The following is a 19,240-nucleotide window of genomic DNA, read 5'->3' as shown; positions in this document are numbered from 1 at the left end:
GGGGGGTGCCCCCCCCCCCCCCGGGGCGCGCAAACCCACCTTTCGTGTCGGGGCGGCCGGGATCTACGAACCCGCAGGCTTCGACGCCCGCTCGGCGGCGACGGCATGGGCGGCCTCCATCAGCATCCAGCCACCGAGTTGCACCGACAGATCGCGCTCGGCGACCGCCGACCCGCGCACCGAGCCGTGGGAGAACTGCGCGATGGCCGCACCGAATCCGGGAAGACGGGCCTGCCGCGTCCAGTCTTCGCCGAACAGCGGGAGTTCCTCGACCTGCAACCGGTTCTCCCACGCGGCTTCCGCCGACGCCAGCACGATCCGCGCCGCGGTGTTGCGAGCGCGCACATCGTCGTTGTCGTGCACGGGCAGCGTCGTCGCGACCATCGCGAGGTACCGAGTGAGAATCCCGTTGAACAGTCCGCCGTCGCCTCCACCGCCCCCCGCGACCACGCTCCGTTCGGTGAGGTTGTCGTCGACCGCCTCGACGAGACGATGCACGCGTTCCCGGTGCCGGGCGTCACCGAGTTGCACGGCAAGTTCGGTCTCGAGGCCGAGAGTGGCGCCCTGGCAGTAGCTGTACACCGCGCGCTCGTGCACGCCGTTACGGATGCCGTCGAGGACGAGGCCGGTCTCGGGATCCACGAGCGTCTCGTCGATCCAGTCCGCCATTTCCTGAGCACGCCACACCTTGCCGGCGCGAGCGAGCAGGAGCGCCGCGGGAGCATTCGCCGGAGCGTTGAAGAAGTCGTCACGACGGCGCCACGGGATGCCGCCGCCCTGCTCGGGAGCCCACGCGCCGGACAACTCCCCGACCAGCGTCGTGATCGCCCAGCGGTGGTCGACGTACACGTGACGCTGGGCTCGCTCGAGCGAGAGGCCGAGCCAGGCCATGTCGTCGAAGTAGTTGTTGGTCCAGCCCGACAGGTTGCGAATGCGGTGGGCACGGGTGAGCCGGACGACACGACGCCGTCGACGCGGCGTGGCGTCGCGTTCGGCGGCGTCGACAGCCAGGTCGATCAGGTGCGCCTGCCACCAGTAGTGCCACGTTCCGAAGAGCCGTTCACGACGTGCGGCGGGCCATCCGACCACGCCCAGCGCCGTTCCCGGCAGTGCCCACAGCCTGCGTACGTGGCGTGACATCACAGCAGTCTCCGCAGCGTCTGCACGCTCCGACCACTGCTCGGGCACAACGTTCATCATCCTCATCCCACACTGCCTGCATATCCCCCGCAACGGCACCGCGAGGTGCCCGACTCTTCATCCGCGTTCGGGCCGTCGGTGTTACCTCACCGTGGTGAGATCGCTACCACGCGTCGGCGAGATCGGCGTGCTGCCGGATCCATGCGTGCATCGCGATCCCGGCAGCGACTCCGGCGTTCACCGAGCGAGTCGAACCGAACTGGGCGATGGACACCGTCATCGATGCCACGTCGCGGGCACGCTCGGTGACGCCGGGCCCTTCCTGCCCGAACAGCAGCAGACAGTTCCGGGGCAACTCGACCGTCTCGAGGGGAACCGACCCGGGGGTGTTGTCCACCGCGACGATCGTGAGGTCCTGGGCTGCCGCCCAGTGAAGCAACGTATCGACATCGGGATGATGCATCAGGTGCTGGTAGCGGTCGGTCACCATCGCCCCGCGGCGGTTCCAGCGACGTCGTCCGACGATGTGCACGGTGTTCACCGCGAACGCGTTGGCCGTGCGTACCACGGTGCCGATGTTGGCGTCGTGCCCGAAGTTCTCGATGGCGACGTGCAGAGGGTGCCGGCGGCGGTCGATGTCCGCGACGATCGCCTCGCGCGTCCAGTAGCGGTAGGCGTCGACGACGTTGCGCCGGTCGCCGTGCGCGAGCAGTTCGGGGTCGTACCGCGGGTCGGTGGGCGGCTCGGTCCCGTATTCGTCGATCCACGGTCCGACACCGTGCGGATGCTCTCCCCATTCGGTCGGTCCGGGGAGCTCTTCGGCCGGGGCGTGCTCGTCGGTCGACATCATCAGAACGTTTCGTTCGAGCTGGACGCGACGGTGAAACCGTGCCCGGTGGTGTCGTTCGTGCACGTCACGTCGACAGCCGTGGTGCTACACGTGTAACCCAGTTCCGACAGCGTGGACCCGGGCGGCAGTGCCGGGCTCGCGCCTTCCGGCGACAAGTAGACGGGACCGCCCGAGCACACGAACTCGCCGGGGCCGGTGTCCTGGACCCGGATGCCGTGTCCCCAGTTGACGACGCAGCTCTCCGGGCGCGGGGGCACGGGGTCGGTGGCCCCCTCGCAACCGGCCTCGGTGCGGCTCGGCAGCCGGACGATGCCGCACTGGAAGGTTCCGTCCGGGCTCGCGAAGTAGTACGACTCGTTGCGCTCGTACTCCACGTCGACCAGCGTGGTGGTGGGCGCGCTCGGAGTGGGTTCCGGCGGCGTAGTGGTCGCCGGCAACTCCGAGGTGGTGGGCGGCGCCGCGACCTGCTCGGTCGTCGTGGCGGGCGGAGCCGTCGGCGACACCGTCGCGGACGTTTCGGCAGGGGGCTCGTCGGCGGTGGACGAACCACATCCGGCAAGGACCAGTGCGGCGCACCCGGCCACCGCAATGGAGAACAACCGACTTCTCACGTAACACCCTCCCGACGATGTGCGGGCCTCACTCTAGCGATCCGGGACGGGCAGCCGGCCACCCGCCGTGCGCGTCTGATTTTCGCCGGGCGCATCGCCGGAACCGTGACCGCGGCCCCGGCTCCCGGGTTTACCCTTGGACGCGGAGGGAGACATGCACCACCACCGTCGCATCGTGTGCACCGTCGCGTTCGTCACGACGGCGTACCTCATCGTGTTCTCCCTGTGGCTGAACCTGTTCCTCCCGAAGTCCGAACCGGGGACGGTGGGATTCCAGATCATGTTCCTCGTGTGCCTGTACGGCACCGTGCTGGGGCTGGCGATGGTGTTCAGTGATCGCTCGTCCAAGGTTCAGCGCCGGATCGAGAGGGAAGGGTTCGAAGGCTGGGCGACCGTCCGGTCCGCGAAGCCCGTCCGTGTCACGCGCGGCGGCCAGCTCACCGAACTCGACCTCGATCTGACCGTGCCGGGTTCCGAGCCCTACCACGGGAAAGTCTTCTACGAGGTCTCACACAAGCACCTGCCGCGCTACACCCCCGGTCAGATCGTCACCATCTTCGTCGATCCCGAGGACCGCGACCGCATCCTGCTGTTTCCCTGACTCCGGGCCGGGCGCGCGCACTATGCGGAAGTTCGGCGCGCGAGCGCGAGCATTCCCTCGACGAGCAACACCTGCGCGGCCACGTAGGTCACCAGCACGACGCCCTCTGCAGCCGTCCGTGCCCGCTCGCCCGAGAGCACCGTGCGACGCAGCACGATCGTCCCGTCGGACACCGTGAAGACCAGTCCGCCCAGCCCGAGCCAGCTGCGGCGGTCGGAACCCGGCACCGGCAGCCCCGCCCGCCGCGGCGCCCCCGGAGCCAGAGACGGATCGCCGGCGAGGGTCGCGGTGGTGCCGAGTACCGCGCCGTAACCGGTCAGCGGTACAGCGACCCCGCGGCTGCGGGTGCCCAGCAGTCCTGCGGCACCGGTCAAGGCACCCGCCCGCTGCAACGCGACGCTCTTGGTCACCCGGGCACCGTGCCGTGCGAGCACCGTCGAGTACGCCGCCTGCATCACCGCGAACGAGCCCGCACCACGCAGGATCCGGCGATCCTCATCGGAGCGGATCATGAACACGTCGCCGAGGGTTGCGGCGGCCAGACCCGTGAGCAGCAACGCGGTGTCGACACGCTCGGTGTCGCGGGCACGCCGCAGCACGCGCACCGCGAGGGCCGGTCCGATCAGCGGTTTCGCGACGCGTTGCAGGCTTTCCCGGTCGAGTACCGCGCCGGCGACGGTGACGGCGGTCGCCGCCGCGAGAACCACGTGCTCTGCGCCCCACGGGCGGCGACTGAACCAACTCATGGGCGGCACAGTACCTGCCGGCGACTGCTCGTCCGTGTCGCGTCCCGCGTGCCTCAGCGGCAGCGGCGTGCGGCGCCGGCCGGTGCGGCCCGCAGGAAACCCGGGGCGGGGAACCCGTGCCGGGCCGCGGCCTCGGTGACCGCCGCTTCGATCGCCGCGACGCGCGTGAGTTCACACAACACGATCGCCGACCCGCCGAATCCTCCACCGACCATCCGCGCTCCCAGTGCGCCTGCGCGTCGCGCGGCCTCGACCGCGGTGTCGAGTTCGAGGCAACTGACCTCGAAGTCGTCGCGCAACGACCGGTGCGACGCATCGAGCACAGCTCCGAGATCCTGGACCCGCCCGGCCCGCAGAGCGTCGGCGGCGCCGCGTACCCGGCCGATCTCCGTGACGACATGCCGGGCACGCCGGCGCAGTACCGGGTCCTCGAGTCCGTCGACGGAGGGAGCGTCACGCAAGGCGCTTCCCAGCATCCGTGCGGCGTCGTCCACGGCCCGGCGACGATCGCCGTACTGCCCGTCGACGAGACGGTGCGCGGTGCGGGTGTCGACGACGAGAATCGTCATCCCTTGCGCCTCGGGATCGAACGGAACATGTTCGACGGTGCCGTCCGCGCAGTCCAGCAGCAACGCATGGCCCGCGCGTCCACGCAGCGCGATCTGCTGGTCCATCCCGCCTGTCGGCGCTCCGGCATAGTCGTTCTCCGCGACCACGCACGCACGGGCAAGCCGGTCGCGGCCCGCGTCGTCGGTGGGCAGCCCGAAGAGCTCGGCGGCCGCCAGCGCCACTGAGGCCTCGAGAGCAGCGGACGACGACAACCCCGCGCCCACAGGCACATTCGACGCGATCGCGATGTCGAGTCCCTCGCATCCCGGCGGGTCGAGTGCGTACACGACACCCACCACATATGCGGCCCATCCCGCCACCCGCGTGCTCCCGTGCAGCGGCGCCAGGTCGACCTCGACCCGATCGAACCCCGCGCTGACCATGCGTACCCGGCCGTCGGTGCGGCGGCGTACCGCAGCCGCGGTGATCTGCGGCAGCGCGATGGGAAGGCACAGCCCACCCGCGTAATCGACATGCTCGCCGATGATGTTGACCCGGCCCGGCGCGCACCACACACCGTCCGGTTCACCTCCGAACGACTCGGTGAATGCGCGTGCCGCGTCGTCACACACCGTCACGTGCCCACCTCCCGCAGTCGCGCCGCGATGCGCTCCGGCGTCGTGTCACTGATCCACGCCCCCATCGCAGACTCCGACCCCGCCAGGTACTTGAGCTTGTCGGCAGCGCGGCGCACCGAGAAGATCTGGCAGAACAGCCGGCCGTGTTCACGGTCGTCACCGATCGGTGCCTGGTGCCACGCGGCGATATACGGAACGCGGTCGACACCGTCGAAGAAGCGGTCGACGCGACCGAGCATGTCGCGCAGCAGCACCGCGAGTTCGTCGCGTTCGGTCTCGTCGAGCGCGGTGAGGTCCGGGACGTCGCGGTGCGGCGCGAGGTGCACTTCGATCGGCCAGCGCGCCGCGGCAGGCACATACGCGGTCCATGCGGTGCCCGACCACACCACTCGCGTACCCACACGCCGTTCGGCGTCGAGCACGTCGCGCTGCAACGACCGCCCCGTTCGCGCGCGGTGTTCCCGGGCACGCGCGACGAGCGTTGCGGTGCGGGCTGGCAGGAAGGGGTAGGCGTAGATCTGGCCGTGTGGGTGCTGAAGTGTCACACCGATTTCGGCGCCGCGGTTCTCGAAACAGAACACCTGCCGCACTCCCGATAGGGCCGACAGGGTGGCAGTCCGCGCAGCGAGCACATCGACGACGGTGCGGGCGCGCTCGGCGTCCAGGCCGGCGAAGGTGGCGTCGTGGTCGGCGGTGAACGCCACGACCTCGCAGCGCCCACCCGCGGGCCGGCGCGACCACAGTCGGTCGGCACCGTCTGCATCGGTGCCGTCTGCATCGGTGCCGTCTGCATCGGCGCCGGACGATTCGGTGCCCGGCAGTTCGCTGTCGGCTCCGAGCGCGGGGAAACGGTTTTCGAACACGACGACGTCGTAGTCGTCTGCGGGGATCTCGGTGGCCGTTCCGGGCCTGCTCGGGCACAGCGGGCATTCGGCGACCGCCGGAAGAAAGGTGCGGTCCATGCGATGAGCGGCGAAGGTGACCCACTCGCCGGTGAGCGGGTCGCGGCGCAACTCCGACGTCGCCGCGACCGCCGGAAGCACTCGCCTGTCCCGGGTTTCGCGGGTCGCGGCCCCGGACACGAACGGCTCGGTGTCGTCGAAGTAGATCAGCTCGCGGCCGTCCGCGCGCCGCGTCACGGTCTGCCGGACCCGCGCCGCCACGGGGTTACCCGTCGGCCAGACCCAGGTCGGCGAGTCCGAGCAGCGACCGGTACTCGACGCCCTCGGCGGCGATGACCTGGTCGGCGCCGGTCGCACGATCGACAACGGTCGCGACGCCCACTACCACCGCGCCGGCGTCGCGCAGAGCCTTGACCGCCGTGAGCGGGGAGTTACCGGTGGTGGTGGTGTCTTCCACGACGAGGACGCGCTTTCCGGTCACATCCGGTCCTTCGATCTGACGCTGCATCCCGTGTGCCTTTGCGGCCTTGCGGACCACGAACGCGTCGATGGGGCGCCCCGGGGCGTGCATGACGGCCATCGCGACGGGGTCGGCGCCCATGGTCAGCCCACCGACGGCGTCGAAGTCCCAGTCGGCGACGAGTTCACGCAGCAGCGTGCCGATCAGCGGAGCCGCGCGGTGATGGAGAGTCGCGCGACGCAGATCGACGTAGTAATCGGCTTCCTTGCCGGACGACAACGTCACCCGGCCGTGCACCACCGCCAGCTCACGTACCAGTGCTGCCAGTTCGTCACGGTCACTCATTCGCGTTCCTCATCGTCGTCTCGCGCGGCCGTTCGTCGCGTCCGCGTCTGCGCGGCCGCCCGGTTGGCAGCGCTGCGTCGGCAACGAGCCTAGTCGCCCGCCCGGCGGTCAGGCGGCGACGGGATCGGAACCCGTGCCGGGCTTCGTTGCGAGCACTCCGGCCTCGACGGCCGAGCCGTCGGTTTCCGGAGCCGCGACCGGAGCGGGTGCTTCGAAGAGCGGGACGGGACCGACGGCCCCGATCTTGGCGTAGATCGACGTGGGGAACCGGCCGACCGCGTCGTTCAAGGTGGTGCCGATGTCGTTGAAGACGCGCACGGCGCCGGTGATGCGTTGCTCCCGCACGTCCAGTTCGCGGGCGACGCGCACGAACGGCCAGTGGGTGACGCCGTCGAGACCGCCGAGCAGGTCGTGCAGCGCCGCAGACAGCGTGTTCTCGGCGGCGGCACGCTCGGCGAGCCCGAGACGCTGGTCGCGCATCTCGATGGCGAGCGAACGGGCACCGACGACGGGCCGGAGCAGTGCGCGGTCGACGCCCGCTCCTGCCGACGCGGCGATGAGGGTGGGGATGAGGTCGTAGCGGTCGTCGAGTTCGTCGCGGAGCAGACGCAGGCTGTCGCGATAACGGGCGAACAGCGTGCGGAGGCGCTGCACACCTGCGCGTATCCAGAGCAGCACTGCTGCCACAGAAGCCACAACAATCACCAGAGCCACAGAGGTCACGTCGAGGAATGTACCGACGTGGGTGGGTGGTGCGACAGAGGGATCCCGCGTGTCATCCCCCGCGTGTCCGTACCGTGATCTTCCCGAGTCTGTTTCCGCCCGGCGGGAGTACGCCGGTTACGTCCGCCCGCGGCCGTTGCCCAGACGCGCGGCGATCTTGCGCACCAGGTTCTGCGGCACGAGTCGCCCGGCGGTGGCGAGGACCTTGTACTGGATGCCCGGGATGCTCCGCACCTTGCCGGATTCGAGGTCGGCGAGCGACGTGCGCACCACCTTGTCCACGTCCAGCCACAGCACACCCGGGGTGGACGACATGTCGATCCCCGCGCGCTGATGGAACTCGGTACGCACGAACCCGGGGCACAGCGCCTGTGCCCGTACGCCCGTGCCGAGGAGTCCCCCGGCGAGCCCTTCGGTGAACGAGACGACGTACGCCTTGCTCCCCGAATAGGTGGACCCGCGCCCGGGCACCAGGCCCGCGACACTCGCGACGTTGATGACATCGCCCCTGCCCGCGGCGATCATGGGCGGCAACGCCGCACGCGTGAGCTGGACGACCGCGGTGACGTTCACGTCGAGTTGCGCCTGCAGCAACTGAGGATCGGCGGTCCAGAATTCGCCCGTGGTTCCGAAGCCGGCGTTGTTGACCAGCATGTCGACTCCGCGGGCGAGTCGCTCCGCTACCGCAGCGCGCCCCTCCGTCGTCGCGAGGTCGGCAGGCAGCACTTCCGAGGACGCGCCGGAGGTGCGCTGCAGTTCGGCAGCGAGGTCGTCGAGAGCGGACCGGTTACGGGCGACGAGGACGAGGTCGTATCCACGTTCGGCGAGGGTCCTCGCGAATCCTGCACCGATTCCCGAGGTGGGGCCGGTCACGAGCGCGACGGGACGCGAAGCTGAAGTCATGGCCGCCACAGTAGCGGCGAGCGCAAGAATCAGCGCGCCGCCAGACCGCGGGGATCGATCACCCGAGGAGATCCTGCGAGTGTTCGACCGAACCGAAGACCATCGAGTCCTCGACCCTACTGATCCGGTGGTCGATGGCGTCGCGGTAGTAATTGTGACGGACCCGCCAATGCCCTCGAGTTCCCGACTTCGGCAGCGCGTCCGGCGAGCGTTCCACGTATCCGGCCTCGAGGTCCCACAGTGGTTGCGCGGTCATCGGCTCGGCACCCAGGTGGGGATAGGCATGGGTGTAGCCGTTCTCACGCATGTATCTGATGAGGTTCGCGACCGAACGCGCGGTCATATCCACGCGCAGTGTCCACGAGGCGTTGGTGTAGCCGACCGACCACGCGATATTGGGGACGTCCTCGAGCAGGTGGCTCTTGAAAACGAAACGGTCGTGCGGTTTCAGCTCGTCGCCGTCGACCACCAGTCGCGTCCCGCCGAAGCCGAGCAGTTGCAGGCCGGTTGCGGTCACGATGATGTCGGCGTCGAGGTGCCGGCCGGAGGTCAGTCGCACGCCGGTCTCGTCGAAGCGTTCGATGTGGTCGGTGACCATCTCGATGGAGCCGTCCGTGATGCCGTTGAACAGGTCGGCGTCGGGAACCATGCACATGCGCTGGTCCCACGGGTTGTAGCTCGGGTTGAAGTGCACGTCGACCGGATAGTCCTCGGGCAGGTTGGCCGCCACGTTCGCGCGGATCATCTTGCGGCCCAGTTTCGGGAAACGGTGCGTGAGGTGCACGATCGCCGCGGTCTGCGTCGCATAACGCCACCGGATCACCCGGTGCGCCGCCGCGGGTGGCAGGAGCTTCCGGACAACGGGCACGAGGTATTGCTTCTGCTTGGCCGAGAAGATGTAGGAGGGCGAGCGCTGCAGCATCGTCACGTGCTCCGCCTGGTCGGTGAGGTTGGGAATCAGACTCACCGCGGTCGCGCCGCTGCCGATCACGACGATGCGCTTTCCCCGGTAGTCGAGGTCCTCCGGCCAGTGCTGTGGATGCACGATCGGACCCGTGAAGTCCTCTGCTCCGGCGAACCTCGGGGTGTACGGCTGGTCGTAGTCGTAGTAGCCGGTCGCGAAGACGACGAACCGGCACCGGTAGCTTTCGTGCCGCTTCTCGTCACCTTCACCAGCTTCGACGCCCAGTGTCCAGGTGTCGGAGCCCGAGTCCCAGTCGGCGGTCAGCACGTGGCGTTCGAAGCGGATGTGGTCGGCGATACCGAACTTGCGAGCGGTCTGCTCGATGTAGTCCCTGATGTCGGCACCTTCGGCCAGTGCGCCCGGCTTCGCCCACGGCTCGAACGGATAACTGAGCGAGTAGATGTCACTGTCGGACCGCACGCCCGGATAACGGAACAGATCCCAGGTCCCGCCGACGCGCTGCCTGCGCTCGAGGACCAGGTAGTCGCAGCCGGGATTCTTCTCGAGGATCCGGTAGGCGCAGTCGATGCCCGACAGTCCCGCCCCGATGATGATCACGTCGTGGAGGGGGCCGTCGGTTGCCGGTGAGGCGGCCGGCGCTGCGGCCGTGTCGGCGCTCGCGGTCGTGTTCGGGGTGTCATCCGTGGGGGAGCTGTCGGTCACGTGGACCTCCTGATCGAGACGCCCCCCGGTGCTGTCATCATGCAACATTCGTCACCGGATGTGAGCTGAATCGCATCCCACTGTGTCCCCGCACCCTGGCGAGCCGTCGATCGTCCCAGCGCACCGAGGCCCCTGATCCGGCCGGTGCGGTGCACGAGTCAGTGCTGCACAGGTGCAGCGTGTCGTCGCGGTGGCACCGGCTGCCGAGAGATGTCAGCGATGGGTGGACGGGCGGCCCGGGTCGTGCTCGCTGCGGGCAGGCTCCCCGGATTCCGACGGTCCGGCAGGGGGCGGAAGCACGTGCAGAATCCCGGACAACCGGGCGACGGTCTCGATGGCCGAGTCCCATTCGCGTCCGGTGCTGCCCACGGGAATGGATCCCAGGGTCCACTCGCCTTCGCTCCACAGCATCTGCACGTGGTCGGGGATGGACTGCGTGAACGAGACCATGCGCTGGTCGCACACGCGCCGCGCGATCTCCAGATCGGTGGCGAACACGATGCGGGGTCCGATCGAACCGAGCAGGTTCATGTCCGCGTCTTTCGGGGGCGGCGTCGACTTCAGCCGCAGATCGATGTCGACGTCCGAACCCACCTTGCGGCGCACCGCGATGATCGTCGCGGTTTCTTCGATGTCGAACAAGGTGAAGTTCTCCCCGCGCCGGACGCCGCGCACGACATCGATGGCGCCGAGGTATTCCTGCTTGGCGAGCGCGGCACGGTGCCAGTGCGACGGCAACTGGTCGTCCGAGGAGCTGTACTTGTAGCCCTGCGCCCGTGCCCAGATTTCGCGTACGCGCCCGGATTGCTCGCGCCGGGTCCGGTCGACGTAGAGCAGCGCGACCGCACCGAGCAGCGCGACCGCGGCGAGAGCAAACCACATGAACGTCATCGACACGAAAGCCTAGCGTGTCAGCGACCCGGACCGTCGAACGACGGTATCGACGCGCTGACGACGGTGTCGGCGGTCATCCGGCCGGATTCGACGGGCGTGCCGGTCGCGATCACGGCCGAGCCGACCACCAGCGCGGACGGGTCGTCTCCCGAGAGCGTGATGATCTCGGTGTCCGGAGTGAGCAGCACCGTGACGAGTGATCCGCCGATGCCACTGATCGTGATGCTCCCACCGTCGTTCGCGGTGACCGTACCGACCACTGCGCCGGAGTCACCGATGATCTCACCGAGACCACCGGGAAGCTCGTCGAGCGGTTGTGAAGGCGTCGCGTCCGGAGACGGGCCCGGCGATACCGGCGCGGTAGGCGCGGGAGTGGTGAACGGGCGGGTGCCGGTGGCCGAATCGGACGTCTCGCTACGGCTGAGGAGGAACCCCGCGGTGCCGCCGAGCACGATGAGGACCGCAGCAGCGAGGAGCAGGAGCCCCCAGCGCGGGCCCCGGGGTGACTTCGGCGGTTCCGCGGGTGCGTACGGACTGTCGGGAGGCGACACGTTCGGCGGGTAGCCGCCGGGCGGCTGGTGCTGAGGTTGCGCGAACGCCTGCGTCGGCTGGTACGGCTGCGAGGGTGGGTAACCCTGCACCGGCGGATAGCTCTGCGTCGGCTGGTATCCCTGCATCGGCGGATAACCCTGTGTCGGCTGGTAGGCCTGTGCGGTCTCGGCATACGGACCGGGTTCCGGATACACGAGGGTCGGGTTGGTGACAGGCGTCCCGTACGCGGCGGTGGGATCGTCGGTGTGCAGCACACGGGTGTCGTCGTGTGCTGCATTCTCGGGCGCCCGGTCCTGCTGCGACTCGTCGTGCGGCGCAGCATCTTGCGACTCGGGGGCTGTACCGTTTTGCGACTCGTCGAGTGCGTAGGCCCGCTCCTGCGGCGTGCGCGGATCATGCGGCTGTGTCATAACCCCTCCCACAGTAGGCGTGCGCGTTTCCGGTAGCGAGTGCTACCGGAAACGCGCACGCGGGTGGGTCAGCTACCGATCACGAGGTGGTCGCCGTCCTCGCTGACGCCCACCGGGACCGTGTCGCCGTCCCGGATCTCTCCGGCCAGCAGTTTCTTGGCGAGCTGGTCGCCGATCGCCTGCTGGATGAGCCGGCGCAGCGGACGGGCACCGTACTGCGGGTCGTATCCGCGCACCGCCAGCCACAGCCGCGCGCTGGAGTTGACGTCGAGCGTGAGCCGCCGTGCCTGCAGCCGGTCGGCCAGCTGTGCGAGCTGGATGTCGACGATCTGCGCGAGCTGCTCCTCCGAGAGCGGATCGAACACGACCACGTCGTCGAGCCGGTTGATGAATTCGGGCTTGAACGCCGACCGCACCGCCGCCATCACGTGCTCCTTGTCGCCCCCGGCGCCCAGGTTGGACGTGAGGATCAGGATCGTGTTGCGGAAATCGACGGTGCGTCCCTGCCCGTCGGTGAGCCGACCGTCGTCGAGCACCTGGAGCAGCGTGTCGAACACGTCCGGGTGAGCCTTCTCGACCTCGTCGAACAGCACCACCGAATAGGGGCGACGGCGCACGGCTTCGGTGAGCTGGCCACCCGACTCGTAGCCGACGTACCCCGGAGGCGCACCGACCAGACGCGCGACCGAATGCTTCTCGCTGTACTCCGACATGTCGATGCGCACCATGGCGCGCTCGTCGTCGAACAGGAAATCGGCGAGTGCCTTGGCCAGCTCGGTCTTACCGACACCGGTCGGGCCGAGGAACAGGAACGATCCGGTCGGACGGTTCGGGTCGGAGACACCGGCGCGGGCACGACGCACCGCATCGGATACCGACTGCACCGCCCGGTCCTGTCCCACGACACGCTTGCCGAGTTCGTCCTCCATCCGGAGGAGCTTCGCGGTCTCGCCCTCGAGCATGCGTCCGGCGGGGATACCGGTCCATGCGGCGACGACATCGGCGACGTCGTCGGGCCCGACTTCCTCCTTGAGCATCACGTCGTCACCGGTTGCGGTCCCCGACGCGGCAGCGGCTGCCTCGAGCTGCTTCTCCAGTTCGGGGATGCGGCCGTACCGCAGTTCGGCAACCTTGCCCAGGTCGCCGTCGCGCTCTGCCCGTTCCTCCTCGCCGCGCAGCGCTTCGAGCTGCTCCTTGACCTGGCGTACGGAGTCGATCGCGGTCTTCTCGTTCTGCCAGCGCGTGGTGAGCTGGTTCAGCCGTTCCCGTTCGTCCGCGAGTTCGGCGCGCAGCTTTTCGAGGCGGTCCTTGGAGGCGGCGTCGGTTTCCTTCTCCAGCGCCATCTCCTCGATCTCGAGGCGACGGACGATCCGTTCGACCGTGTCGATCTCCTCGGGACGCGAGTCGATCTCCATGCGCAGGCGCGACGCTGCCTCGTCGACGAGGTCGATGGCCTTGTCGGGAAGGAACCGCGAGGTGATGTACCGGTCCGAGAGCGTCGCCGCGGCAACGAGAGCAGAGTCGGTGATGCGCACACCGTGGTGCACTTCGTACCGCTCCTTGAGGCCACGCAGGATGCCGACGGTGTCTTCGACGCTCGGCTCCCCCACGAAGACCTGCTGGAAACGCCGCTCGAGGGCGGCGTCCTTCTCGATGTACTTGCGGTACTCCTCGAGGGTGGTCGCACCGACGAGGCGGAGTTCACCACGCGCGAGCATCGGCTTGATCATGTTGCCCGCGTCCATCGCGGACTCACCGGTCGCACCGGCACCGACGATGGTGTGCAGTTCGTCGATGAAGGTGATGATCTCGCCGGCGGAGTCCTTGATCTCGTCGAGAACGGCCTTGAGACGCTCTTCGAACTCGCCGCGGTACTTCGCGCCGGCCACCATCGCGCCGAGGTCCAGGGCGACGACGGTCTTGCCGCGCAGCGATTCGGGCACGTCGCCCGCGACGACGCGCTGGGCGAGCCCTTCGACGATCGCGGTCTTGCCGACGCCGGGTTCACCGATGAGCACCGGGTTGTTCTTGGTGCGGCGCGAGAGCACCTGCACCACGCGGCGAATCTCGTTGTCGCGGCCGATGACCGGGTCGAGCTTTCCCTCGCGAGCACGTGCCGTGAGGTCGGTCGAGTACTTCTCGAGTGCCTGGTAGGTGGCTTCCGGGTCCGCGTTGGTCACCCGGCGGTTTCCGCGCACGGCTGTGAAGGCATCCCGCAGGGCCGTGGGCGTCGCACCCTGACCAACGAGAAGCTTGGCGACGTCGGAGTCACCACTGGCGAGACCGACGAGAACGTGCTCCGTGGAGACGAATTCGTCGGTGAGCTCGGTCGCGAGCTTCTGCGCCGCGGAGAGCGCTGCGATCGCTTCGCGACCGAGCTGGGGTGTGGTGGTCGCCCCGGTGGTCTGCGGTAGTGCACCGACGAGCCGTTCGGCTTCGCTCCGCACTGCGGCGGGGTTCACGCCCACCGCTTCGAGGAGCGGAGCGGCGATGCCGTCGGGCTGGTCGAGCAGGGCCACCAGAAGATGTGCCGGCCGGATGTCCGGGTTGCCCGCGGTGGACGCCGCCTGGAGAGCGGCCGTCAATGCGGCCTGAGTCTTGGTCGTCGGGTTGAACGAATCCACCGCACGCCCCTTTCACTTCGAAAACTGCTGATTCCTATACCTGCGGACCGGTGTCCACGAGGTTCGCTATGCACAACGGATACAAGATTGAGTTTGTTCCGCTCAAGTTTCTTGCGGCTGTGATTCACACCATAGCCACAGATCGGGGCGCACGGTGTAGCCGACCGCTCCGTGACCGACTACAGTGACGGCGTCCAGCAGGCGCAGTACGTGGGAGGATGGCGTTGGAGACTTTCGCCATCGCGCGAGTGCAATTGAGCTTCGCGTCGATCGCGGCCACCCCCACCGGCCCTGAACGGTTCGCGTCGGCGTTCTACACCACCCTCTGGTCCGAGTCGACCGGCATTCGCGAACTGTTCCCGGCGGGCATGGAGAGCATGCGGCATCGGTTCACGACCGCGATCGGATGGGTCGTCAACCGGCTGACCGACTTCGGTGCCGTCGAAGCCTTCCTCGGACAGCTCGCACGCGACCACCGAAAGTACGGCGTCAAGCCGGAACACTTCCGCTCGGCGGGCTACGCGCTGCTCTTCGCGATCCGTGAATGCACCCCGATCATCCTGTGGACCGCCACTCTGGAACGGACCTGGGCCGAGGTGATCGGCCGGCTCGTGGAAACGATGGCCGTCGCTGCGGCCACCGACGATCTGCCCGCGGTCTGGGGCGCGACGGTCGTCGGCCACGAGCGAGTCCTTCCCGACGTGGCGATCATCCGCCTCGAGACCGACACACCGATCCCGCACTACGCCGGGCAGTACATGAGCGTGCAGATCCCCCAGCGACCCCACATGTGGCGCTACCTGTCGGCCGCCATTCCGCCGAACCCGCACGGGCAGGTCGAATTCCACGTGCGGCGCGTCTCCTCCGGCTGGGTCAGTCCCGCGCTCGTCAACGAGGTGCGCGTCGGTGACCGCTGGCTGATCGGACCGCCGCTCGGTGGCCTGCGCGTCGATCGCGACAGCGGCCAGGACGTGCTCATGATCGCGTCGGGCACCGGCCTGGCACCGCTCCGCGCGCAGATCATGGAGATGGCGATGCGCGGCACCAATCCGCGAGTGCACCTGTTCTACGGCGGCAAGTACCCGTGCGACCTCTACGACCTCGAGACGCTGTGGCAGATCGCGATGACCAACCCGTGGCTCACGGTGGTTCCCGTCGTGGAGGAGAGGGAGAACCCTTGGTGGCACCCGGTTCCCGTACGGGAAACGCCCAAGGGCCTCCACCGCACGATGTACGGCAAGCTCGGGAAGGTCGTCGGGCAGTTCGGATCGTGGGCCGACCGCCAGATTCAGATCTCCGGCTCACCGTCGATGATCCGGACCACCATCTACGCGCTCTCCGCGGCGGGCACGCCGCGCCAGAACATCAGCTTCGATCCGCTGTAAACCCGCCGCGTCTGTCACCACCGCGCCTGCAAGCACTGCGGTCAGGCGCGTTGCGCGGCAACCGCACGGGCGAACTCCGGATGCGCCTGCGACACCACGAGTTCCGAACCGCAGTCCGCGAGAGTCACACCGAGCGCCGCCCGGCGCGGTTCGATGACGCGCAGTGCAACATAGATGGGCAGGAACGACAGCCCGAAGACGCTGAGCAACACGAACCCGTACACCTTCGGCGCGCCCTGCACGAGCGCGAACACCAACGCCAGGAAGACGATCCCGAGGACCGTACAGGTTGCGGCGGCGGCAATCTGCCAGCGCACGCGGACGGCGACGCACTGCGAGCACGTCGGCCACTCCACGGCAGCGACCTGCACGGTGTACGCGGCTTCGAGGGCCGAGCCGATACGACCGGACTTCCCCTGGGGGCGCACCGCATCCGACGAGACGGTGACACGCACGCGGTCGACCTCGGGTTCGCCGTGGCGGGCACAGATCGGCGGCACCGGCTCGACCGGCCTCATCGCCCCGCTACCCCGCGTATTCACCGTCCCTGTCCCCGGATACTCGACGGCCAATCGCACCTCGACCCGCTGGGGTCCCCCGTTTGCCATGCGACGGAGTATGTCAGGCAGCGATCGAGCAGGGAAGCCGGCCGTTCCGGCGCCGGCAGATCTAGCGGTACGACGCGCGGAGCGTCTTCTTGTCGAGCTTGCCGAGGGGCGTGAGCGGCAGCGAATCGAGAAAGTCCACGGACTTGGGAGCGTGCACGGATCCCTTGGCCGCACGGACCTTCTCGATCAGTTCTTCCGCGGTCACGGTCTGGCCGTCACGCAGCACGACGCATGCCTTGACCGCCTCACCCCACTTCTGGTCGGGCACACCGACGACCGCCACCGAGGCGACGGCGGGGTGGGACGAGATCGCGTCCTCGATCTCCCGGGGGAACACGTTGAAGCCGCCGGTGACGATCATGTCCTTCTTGCGGTCGACGATGGTGAGGAAGCCGTGCTTGTCGGCACGCGCGACATCGCCCGTGTGCAGCCACCCACCGCGCAGCGCTTCTGCCGTCTCGTCGGGCTTCTTCCAGTACCCCTTCATGACGAGCGGGCCGCGCACGCAGATCTCGCCGAGTTCCCCTTGTGGCACTTCGCGCAGGTCGTCGTCGAGCAGGCGTACGTCGAGCCATGGCACCGGACGTCCGCACGAGGCGAGTCGTTCCGGATCGTCGGCGAGGTGTTCCTCTTTGCGCAGCACCGAGATCGTCATGCCGCACTCGGACTGCCCGTAGAACTGGAAGAACACCTGCCCGAGGCGCTCGATCCCTTCCTGGAGCCGGGCGGGTGACATCGCCGACGCGCCGTAGAAGAGCGTGTCGAGGCTCGACAGGTCGCGCGCGTCGAAGTCGGGGTGGTCGAGCAGCAGATAGATCATCGTGGGTACGAGCATCGTGGCGTTGATGCGGTGCTTCTCGATGGTCTCGAGGACGAGGCCGGGTTCGAAGTACGGCAGCACGTAGAGGCAGCCGCCGCGCAGCAGCGTCGGCACGAAGAACGCGGCGCCGGCGTGGGACAGCGGGGTGCAGATCAGAAAGCGCGGCTGGTCGGGCCACTGCCACTCCGCCATCTGGATCTGGTTGAGCGCCGCGCCGGACCGGAACGACCCCATCACGCCCTTCGGCTTTCCGGTGGTTCCCCCGGTGTAGACCATCGACGACGTGTCCTCGGCCGACACCGGAGCAGCCACGAGGCGTTGCTCGGTGAACTGATCGGCGAGCGCGAGGATGTCCGTGCCCACAGCCGACGGACCGAGGGAGAACAGATTCTTCAAGGTCGGGATCTGGGCTTGCAGCTCGGCGGCCCGCTCCTCGAAGTGATCCGGATCGAAGATGAGGGTCTCGATCTCGGCATCGGAGGTGATGTACAGGTGATCGGCGAGCGAACCCATCGGATTGAGCGCACTGTTGCGGCATCCGGCGACCATCGTCGCACCCATCGAGATGAGGACTTCCGGCCGGTTCTTCGACAGCATCGCGACAGATGACCCCTGGCCGATTCCCACGGACCCGAGGGCCTGCTGGAACCTGCTGATGGCACCGCGCATCTCGGCGCCGGTGAGGACGACGTCGCCGAGGTACAGCGCCGGACGGTCCGCGCTGCGGTCGAGCGCCGTGATGAGCAGGTCCGGGGTGAAGACGGGCCGGTGCAGGTCCGCGTACTCCTCGATCATGTCGTCCTTCCGGTCGGTGTCGTGGTCCGGGGGTGTGACGGCCCGGGGTACGGGCTTCTGATGTGGTCAGCGTCACCCGGTTCCCGCCACGATAACCGCTGCACCGGCAAAACTGAAACACGTTCCACTCTGTCGGGGTGCGTGTTCCTCGCCTAGAGTCTGTGCAACACCGCGCCACACCACCCGGGGGTCACGTATGCAGTCGGCTACGCCGTCATCGACCGACACCGACATCGCGGTCTCCGCGACCGTGGTCGAGCACCACCGCCTGCGAACCGATCTGGCCGTCGTGCGGCTCGAATGCAACAGCGACATCGTTCCGTTCCGCGCCGGCCAGTACGTCGACGTGACCGTGCCGCAGCGTCCGAACCTGCCGCGCCGCCTGTCGCCCGCACTCCCCCCGTCGATGGACGGCAAGCTCGAATTCCACGTCCGCACCGTGCCGGGCGGATGGGTCAGCAAAACGATCGTCGAGTCGACCAGTCCCGGGGACGTGTGGACCGTCGGCAACCCCCGCGGAGGTGACCTCCACGTCGACGACACCGGACGCATTGTGGTGATGATCGCCGGCGGTACCGGCCTGGCCCCGCTGCGCGCGTTGCTCCTCGACGTCGCGCGGCGGCCACAGCCGCCCCGCACCTTCCTCTTCGTCGGTGCCCGCACGCCCCGGGACCTCTACGCGGCGGACATGCTGGCCCTACTCGGGGAAGCATTGCCCTGGCTGACGATCGTGCCGGTGACCGAGTCGTTGTACGACCCCGCGATCCAGGATCCGTTCTACGACCGGATCGTCTCGCACGTCGGCGATTTCGGCATCGACCCCGACGAGTTCCTCGAAGGCACGCTCGGCGACATCGTCACGTCGTACGGGGCGTTCGGCGATCACCAGGTGCTGGTCTGTGGCTCCGCAGCGATGGTGCGCTCCACCGTGCAGCGACTGCTCGAGACGGGTACTCCGCTCGAGAACATCCGCTACGACTCGTATTGAGTCCCCGGCGGCCCCCCCCCCCGGGGCGCAGGGCGCGCCCCCCCCCGAAGTCCCGGCGGCGGGTACCCC

Annotated in this window: 18 protein-coding genes; 3 read left to right on the top strand and 15 right to left on the bottom strand. The window is 68.5% G+C overall.

Going from position 1 to position 19,240, the window contains the following annotated elements; genetic code table 11:
- Nucleotides 1-63: 63 nt before the first annotated feature.
- The 3 genes from TVH25_RS15700 to TVH25_RS15690 form a co-directional block, all read right to left on the bottom strand.
- Entirely contained in the window at nucleotides 64-1,200 is a 1,137-nt protein-coding gene (locus TVH25_RS15700; RefSeq protein WP_422424745.1) for a glycoside hydrolase family 76 protein, read from the bottom strand.
- A gap of 103 nt (nucleotides 1,201-1,303) precedes the next feature.
- Nucleotides 1,304-1,990 (bottom strand): TrmH family RNA methyltransferase, encoded by a 687-nt coding sequence (locus tag TVH25_RS15695; RefSeq protein WP_422424743.1) that lies wholly within the window; start codon nucleotides 1,988-1,990, stop codon nucleotides 1,304-1,306.
- A complete protein-coding gene (locus TVH25_RS15690; RefSeq protein WP_422424741.1) occupies nucleotides 1,990-2,601 on the bottom strand; it encodes a hypothetical protein in 612 nt (203 codons plus the stop codon). The genes TVH25_RS15695 and TVH25_RS15690 overlap by 1 nt, the downstream gene beginning before the upstream one ends.
- Nucleotides 2,602-2,755: 154 nt before the next feature.
- Between TVH25_RS15690 and TVH25_RS15685 the strand changes: the two genes are divergently transcribed.
- Nucleotides 2,756-3,202 (top strand): hypothetical protein, encoded by a 447-nt coding sequence (locus tag TVH25_RS15685; RefSeq protein WP_169619043.1) that lies wholly within the window; start codon nucleotides 2,756-2,758, stop codon nucleotides 3,200-3,202.
- Between the two features lie 20 nt (nucleotides 3,203-3,222).
- Here the strand turns inward: TVH25_RS15685 and TVH25_RS15680 are convergent, their stop codons facing one another.
- The 10 genes from TVH25_RS15680 to clpB form a co-directional block, all read right to left on the bottom strand.
- On the bottom strand, nucleotides 3,223-3,948 hold the full coding sequence (locus TVH25_RS15680) for a lysoplasmalogenase family protein (protein ID WP_169651393.1): 726 nt from the start codon (nucleotides 3,946-3,948) through the stop codon (nucleotides 3,223-3,225).
- 53 nt (nucleotides 3,949-4,001) lie between these two features.
- On the bottom strand, nucleotides 4,002-5,135 hold the full coding sequence (galK, locus tag TVH25_RS15675) for a galactokinase (RefSeq protein WP_296549382.1): 1,134 nt from the start codon (nucleotides 5,133-5,135) through the stop codon (nucleotides 4,002-4,004).
- A complete protein-coding gene (gene galT, locus TVH25_RS15670) occupies nucleotides 5,132-6,298 on the bottom strand; it encodes a galactose-1-phosphate uridylyltransferase (RefSeq protein ID WP_422424738.1) in 1,167 nt (388 codons plus the stop codon). Before galT ends, galK begins: the two co-directional genes overlap by 4 nt.
- A 4-nt stretch (nucleotides 6,299-6,302) precedes the next feature.
- Entirely contained in the window at nucleotides 6,303-6,842 is a 540-nt protein-coding gene (gene pyrE / locus TVH25_RS15665) for an orotate phosphoribosyltransferase (protein WP_169651396.1), read from the bottom strand.
- A 108-nt stretch (nucleotides 6,843-6,950) separates the two neighbouring features.
- On the bottom strand, nucleotides 6,951-7,565 hold the full coding sequence (locus tag TVH25_RS15660) for a LemA family protein (RefSeq protein ID WP_296549380.1): 615 nt from the start codon (nucleotides 7,563-7,565) through the stop codon (nucleotides 6,951-6,953).
- A gap of 117 nt (nucleotides 7,566-7,682) precedes the next feature.
- Nucleotides 7,683-8,468 carry an SDR family NAD(P)-dependent oxidoreductase gene (locus TVH25_RS15655; RefSeq protein WP_169651397.1) on the bottom strand — a complete coding sequence of 262 codons (786 nt, stop codon included), beginning with the start codon at nucleotides 8,466-8,468 and terminating at the stop codon, nucleotides 7,683-7,685.
- A 58-nt stretch (nucleotides 8,469-8,526) separates the two neighbouring features.
- Nucleotides 8,527-9,990 carry a flavin-containing monooxygenase gene (locus tag TVH25_RS15650; RefSeq protein WP_422424747.1) on the bottom strand — a complete coding sequence of 488 codons (1,464 nt, stop codon included), beginning with the start codon at nucleotides 9,988-9,990 and terminating at the stop codon, nucleotides 8,527-8,529.
- Between the two features lie 318 nt (nucleotides 9,991-10,308).
- Nucleotides 10,309-10,977, bottom strand: coding sequence for a hypothetical protein (locus TVH25_RS15645; RefSeq protein ID WP_296549401.1), 669 nt, complete (start codon nucleotides 10,975-10,977; stop codon nucleotides 10,309-10,311).
- Between the two features lie 29 nt (nucleotides 10,978-11,006).
- Nucleotides 11,007-11,951, bottom strand: coding sequence for a hypothetical protein (locus TVH25_RS15640; protein ID WP_422424735.1), 945 nt, complete (start codon nucleotides 11,949-11,951; stop codon nucleotides 11,007-11,009).
- Between the two features lie 68 nt (nucleotides 11,952-12,019).
- Nucleotides 12,020-14,575 (bottom strand): ATP-dependent chaperone ClpB, encoded by a 2,556-nt coding sequence (clpB, locus tag TVH25_RS15635; protein WP_296549378.1) that lies wholly within the window; start codon nucleotides 14,573-14,575, stop codon nucleotides 12,020-12,022.
- Between the two features lie 224 nt (nucleotides 14,576-14,799).
- On the opposite strand from clpB, the gene TVH25_RS15630 reads away from it, so the two are divergent.
- Complete coding sequence (locus TVH25_RS15630) at nucleotides 14,800-15,960, top strand: FAD-binding oxidoreductase (RefSeq protein ID WP_169651588.1); 1,161 nt, start codon at nucleotides 14,800-14,802, stop codon at nucleotides 15,958-15,960.
- 41 nt (nucleotides 15,961-16,001) lie between these two features.
- Here TVH25_RS15630 and TVH25_RS15625 read toward each other — a convergent pair whose 3' ends face one another.
- Complete coding sequence (locus TVH25_RS15625; protein ID WP_422424733.1) at nucleotides 16,002-16,478, bottom strand: hypothetical protein; 477 nt, start codon at nucleotides 16,476-16,478, stop codon at nucleotides 16,002-16,004.
- Nucleotides 16,479-16,629: 151 nt separating this feature from the next.
- Complete coding sequence (locus TVH25_RS15620; RefSeq protein WP_296549376.1) at nucleotides 16,630-18,183, bottom strand: AMP-binding protein; 1,554 nt, start codon at nucleotides 18,181-18,183, stop codon at nucleotides 16,630-16,632.
- A 196-nt stretch (nucleotides 18,184-18,379) separates the two neighbouring features.
- Here TVH25_RS15620 and TVH25_RS15615 point away from each other — a divergent pair, with 196 nt between their 5' ends.
- Entirely contained in the window at nucleotides 18,380-19,171 is a 792-nt protein-coding gene (locus tag TVH25_RS15615) for an FAD-binding oxidoreductase (protein WP_169619014.1), read from the top strand.
- The last annotated feature ends 69 nt before the right edge of the window (nucleotides 19,172-19,240 follow it).

Origin of the sequence: Rhodococcus sp. 7Tela_A2 (assembly GCF_049311045.1) — a bacterium.
Lineage (GTDB): Bacteria > Actinomycetota > Actinomycetes > Mycobacteriales > Mycobacteriaceae > Rhodococcus.
The sequence above is the reverse complement of the archived record's forward strand: the minus strand, read 5'-3'. Positions and strand labels throughout refer to the sequence as shown.

Bases quoted from the DNA above. Each gene is read 5' to 3' on its own strand.
- TVH25_RS15700 (WP_422424745.1), bottom strand. From the start codon at position 1,200: ATGATGAACGTTGTGCCCGAGCAGTGGTCGGAGCGTGCAGACGCTGCG.
- TVH25_RS15695 (WP_422424743.1), bottom strand. From the start codon at position 1,990: ATGATGTCGACCGACGAGCACGCCCCGGCCGAAGAGCTCCCCGGACCG.
- TVH25_RS15685 (WP_169619043.1), top strand. From the start codon at position 2,756: ATGCACCACCACCGTCGCATCGTGTGCACCGTCGCGTTCGTCACGACG.
- TVH25_RS15680 (WP_169651393.1), bottom strand. From the start codon at position 3,948: ATGAGTTGGTTCAGTCGCCGCCCGTGGGGCGCAGAGCACGTGGTTCTC.
- pyrE (WP_169651396.1), bottom strand. From the start codon at position 6,842: ATGAGTGACCGTGACGAACTGGCAGCACTGGTACGTGAGCTGGCGGTG.
- TVH25_RS15655 (WP_169651397.1), bottom strand. From the start codon at position 8,468: ATGACTTCAGCTTCGCGTCCCGTCGCGCTCGTGACCGGCCCCACCTCG.
- TVH25_RS15645 (WP_296549401.1), bottom strand. From the start codon at position 10,977: ATGTGGTTTGCTCTCGCCGCGGTCGCGCTGCTCGGTGCGGTCGCGCTG.
- TVH25_RS15640 (WP_422424735.1), bottom strand. From the start codon at position 11,951: ATGACACAGCCGCATGATCCGCGCACGCCGCAGGAGCGGGCCTACGCA.
- TVH25_RS15625 (WP_422424733.1), bottom strand. From the start codon at position 16,478: ATGAGGCCGGTCGAGCCGGTGCCGCCGATCTGTGCCCGCCACGGCGAA.
- TVH25_RS15620 (WP_296549376.1), bottom strand. From the start codon at position 18,183: ATGATCGAGGAGTACGCGGACCTGCACCGGCCCGTCTTCACCCCGGAC.
- TVH25_RS15615 (WP_169619014.1), top strand. From the start codon at position 18,380: ATGCAGTCGGCTACGCCGTCATCGACCGACACCGACATCGCGGTCTCC.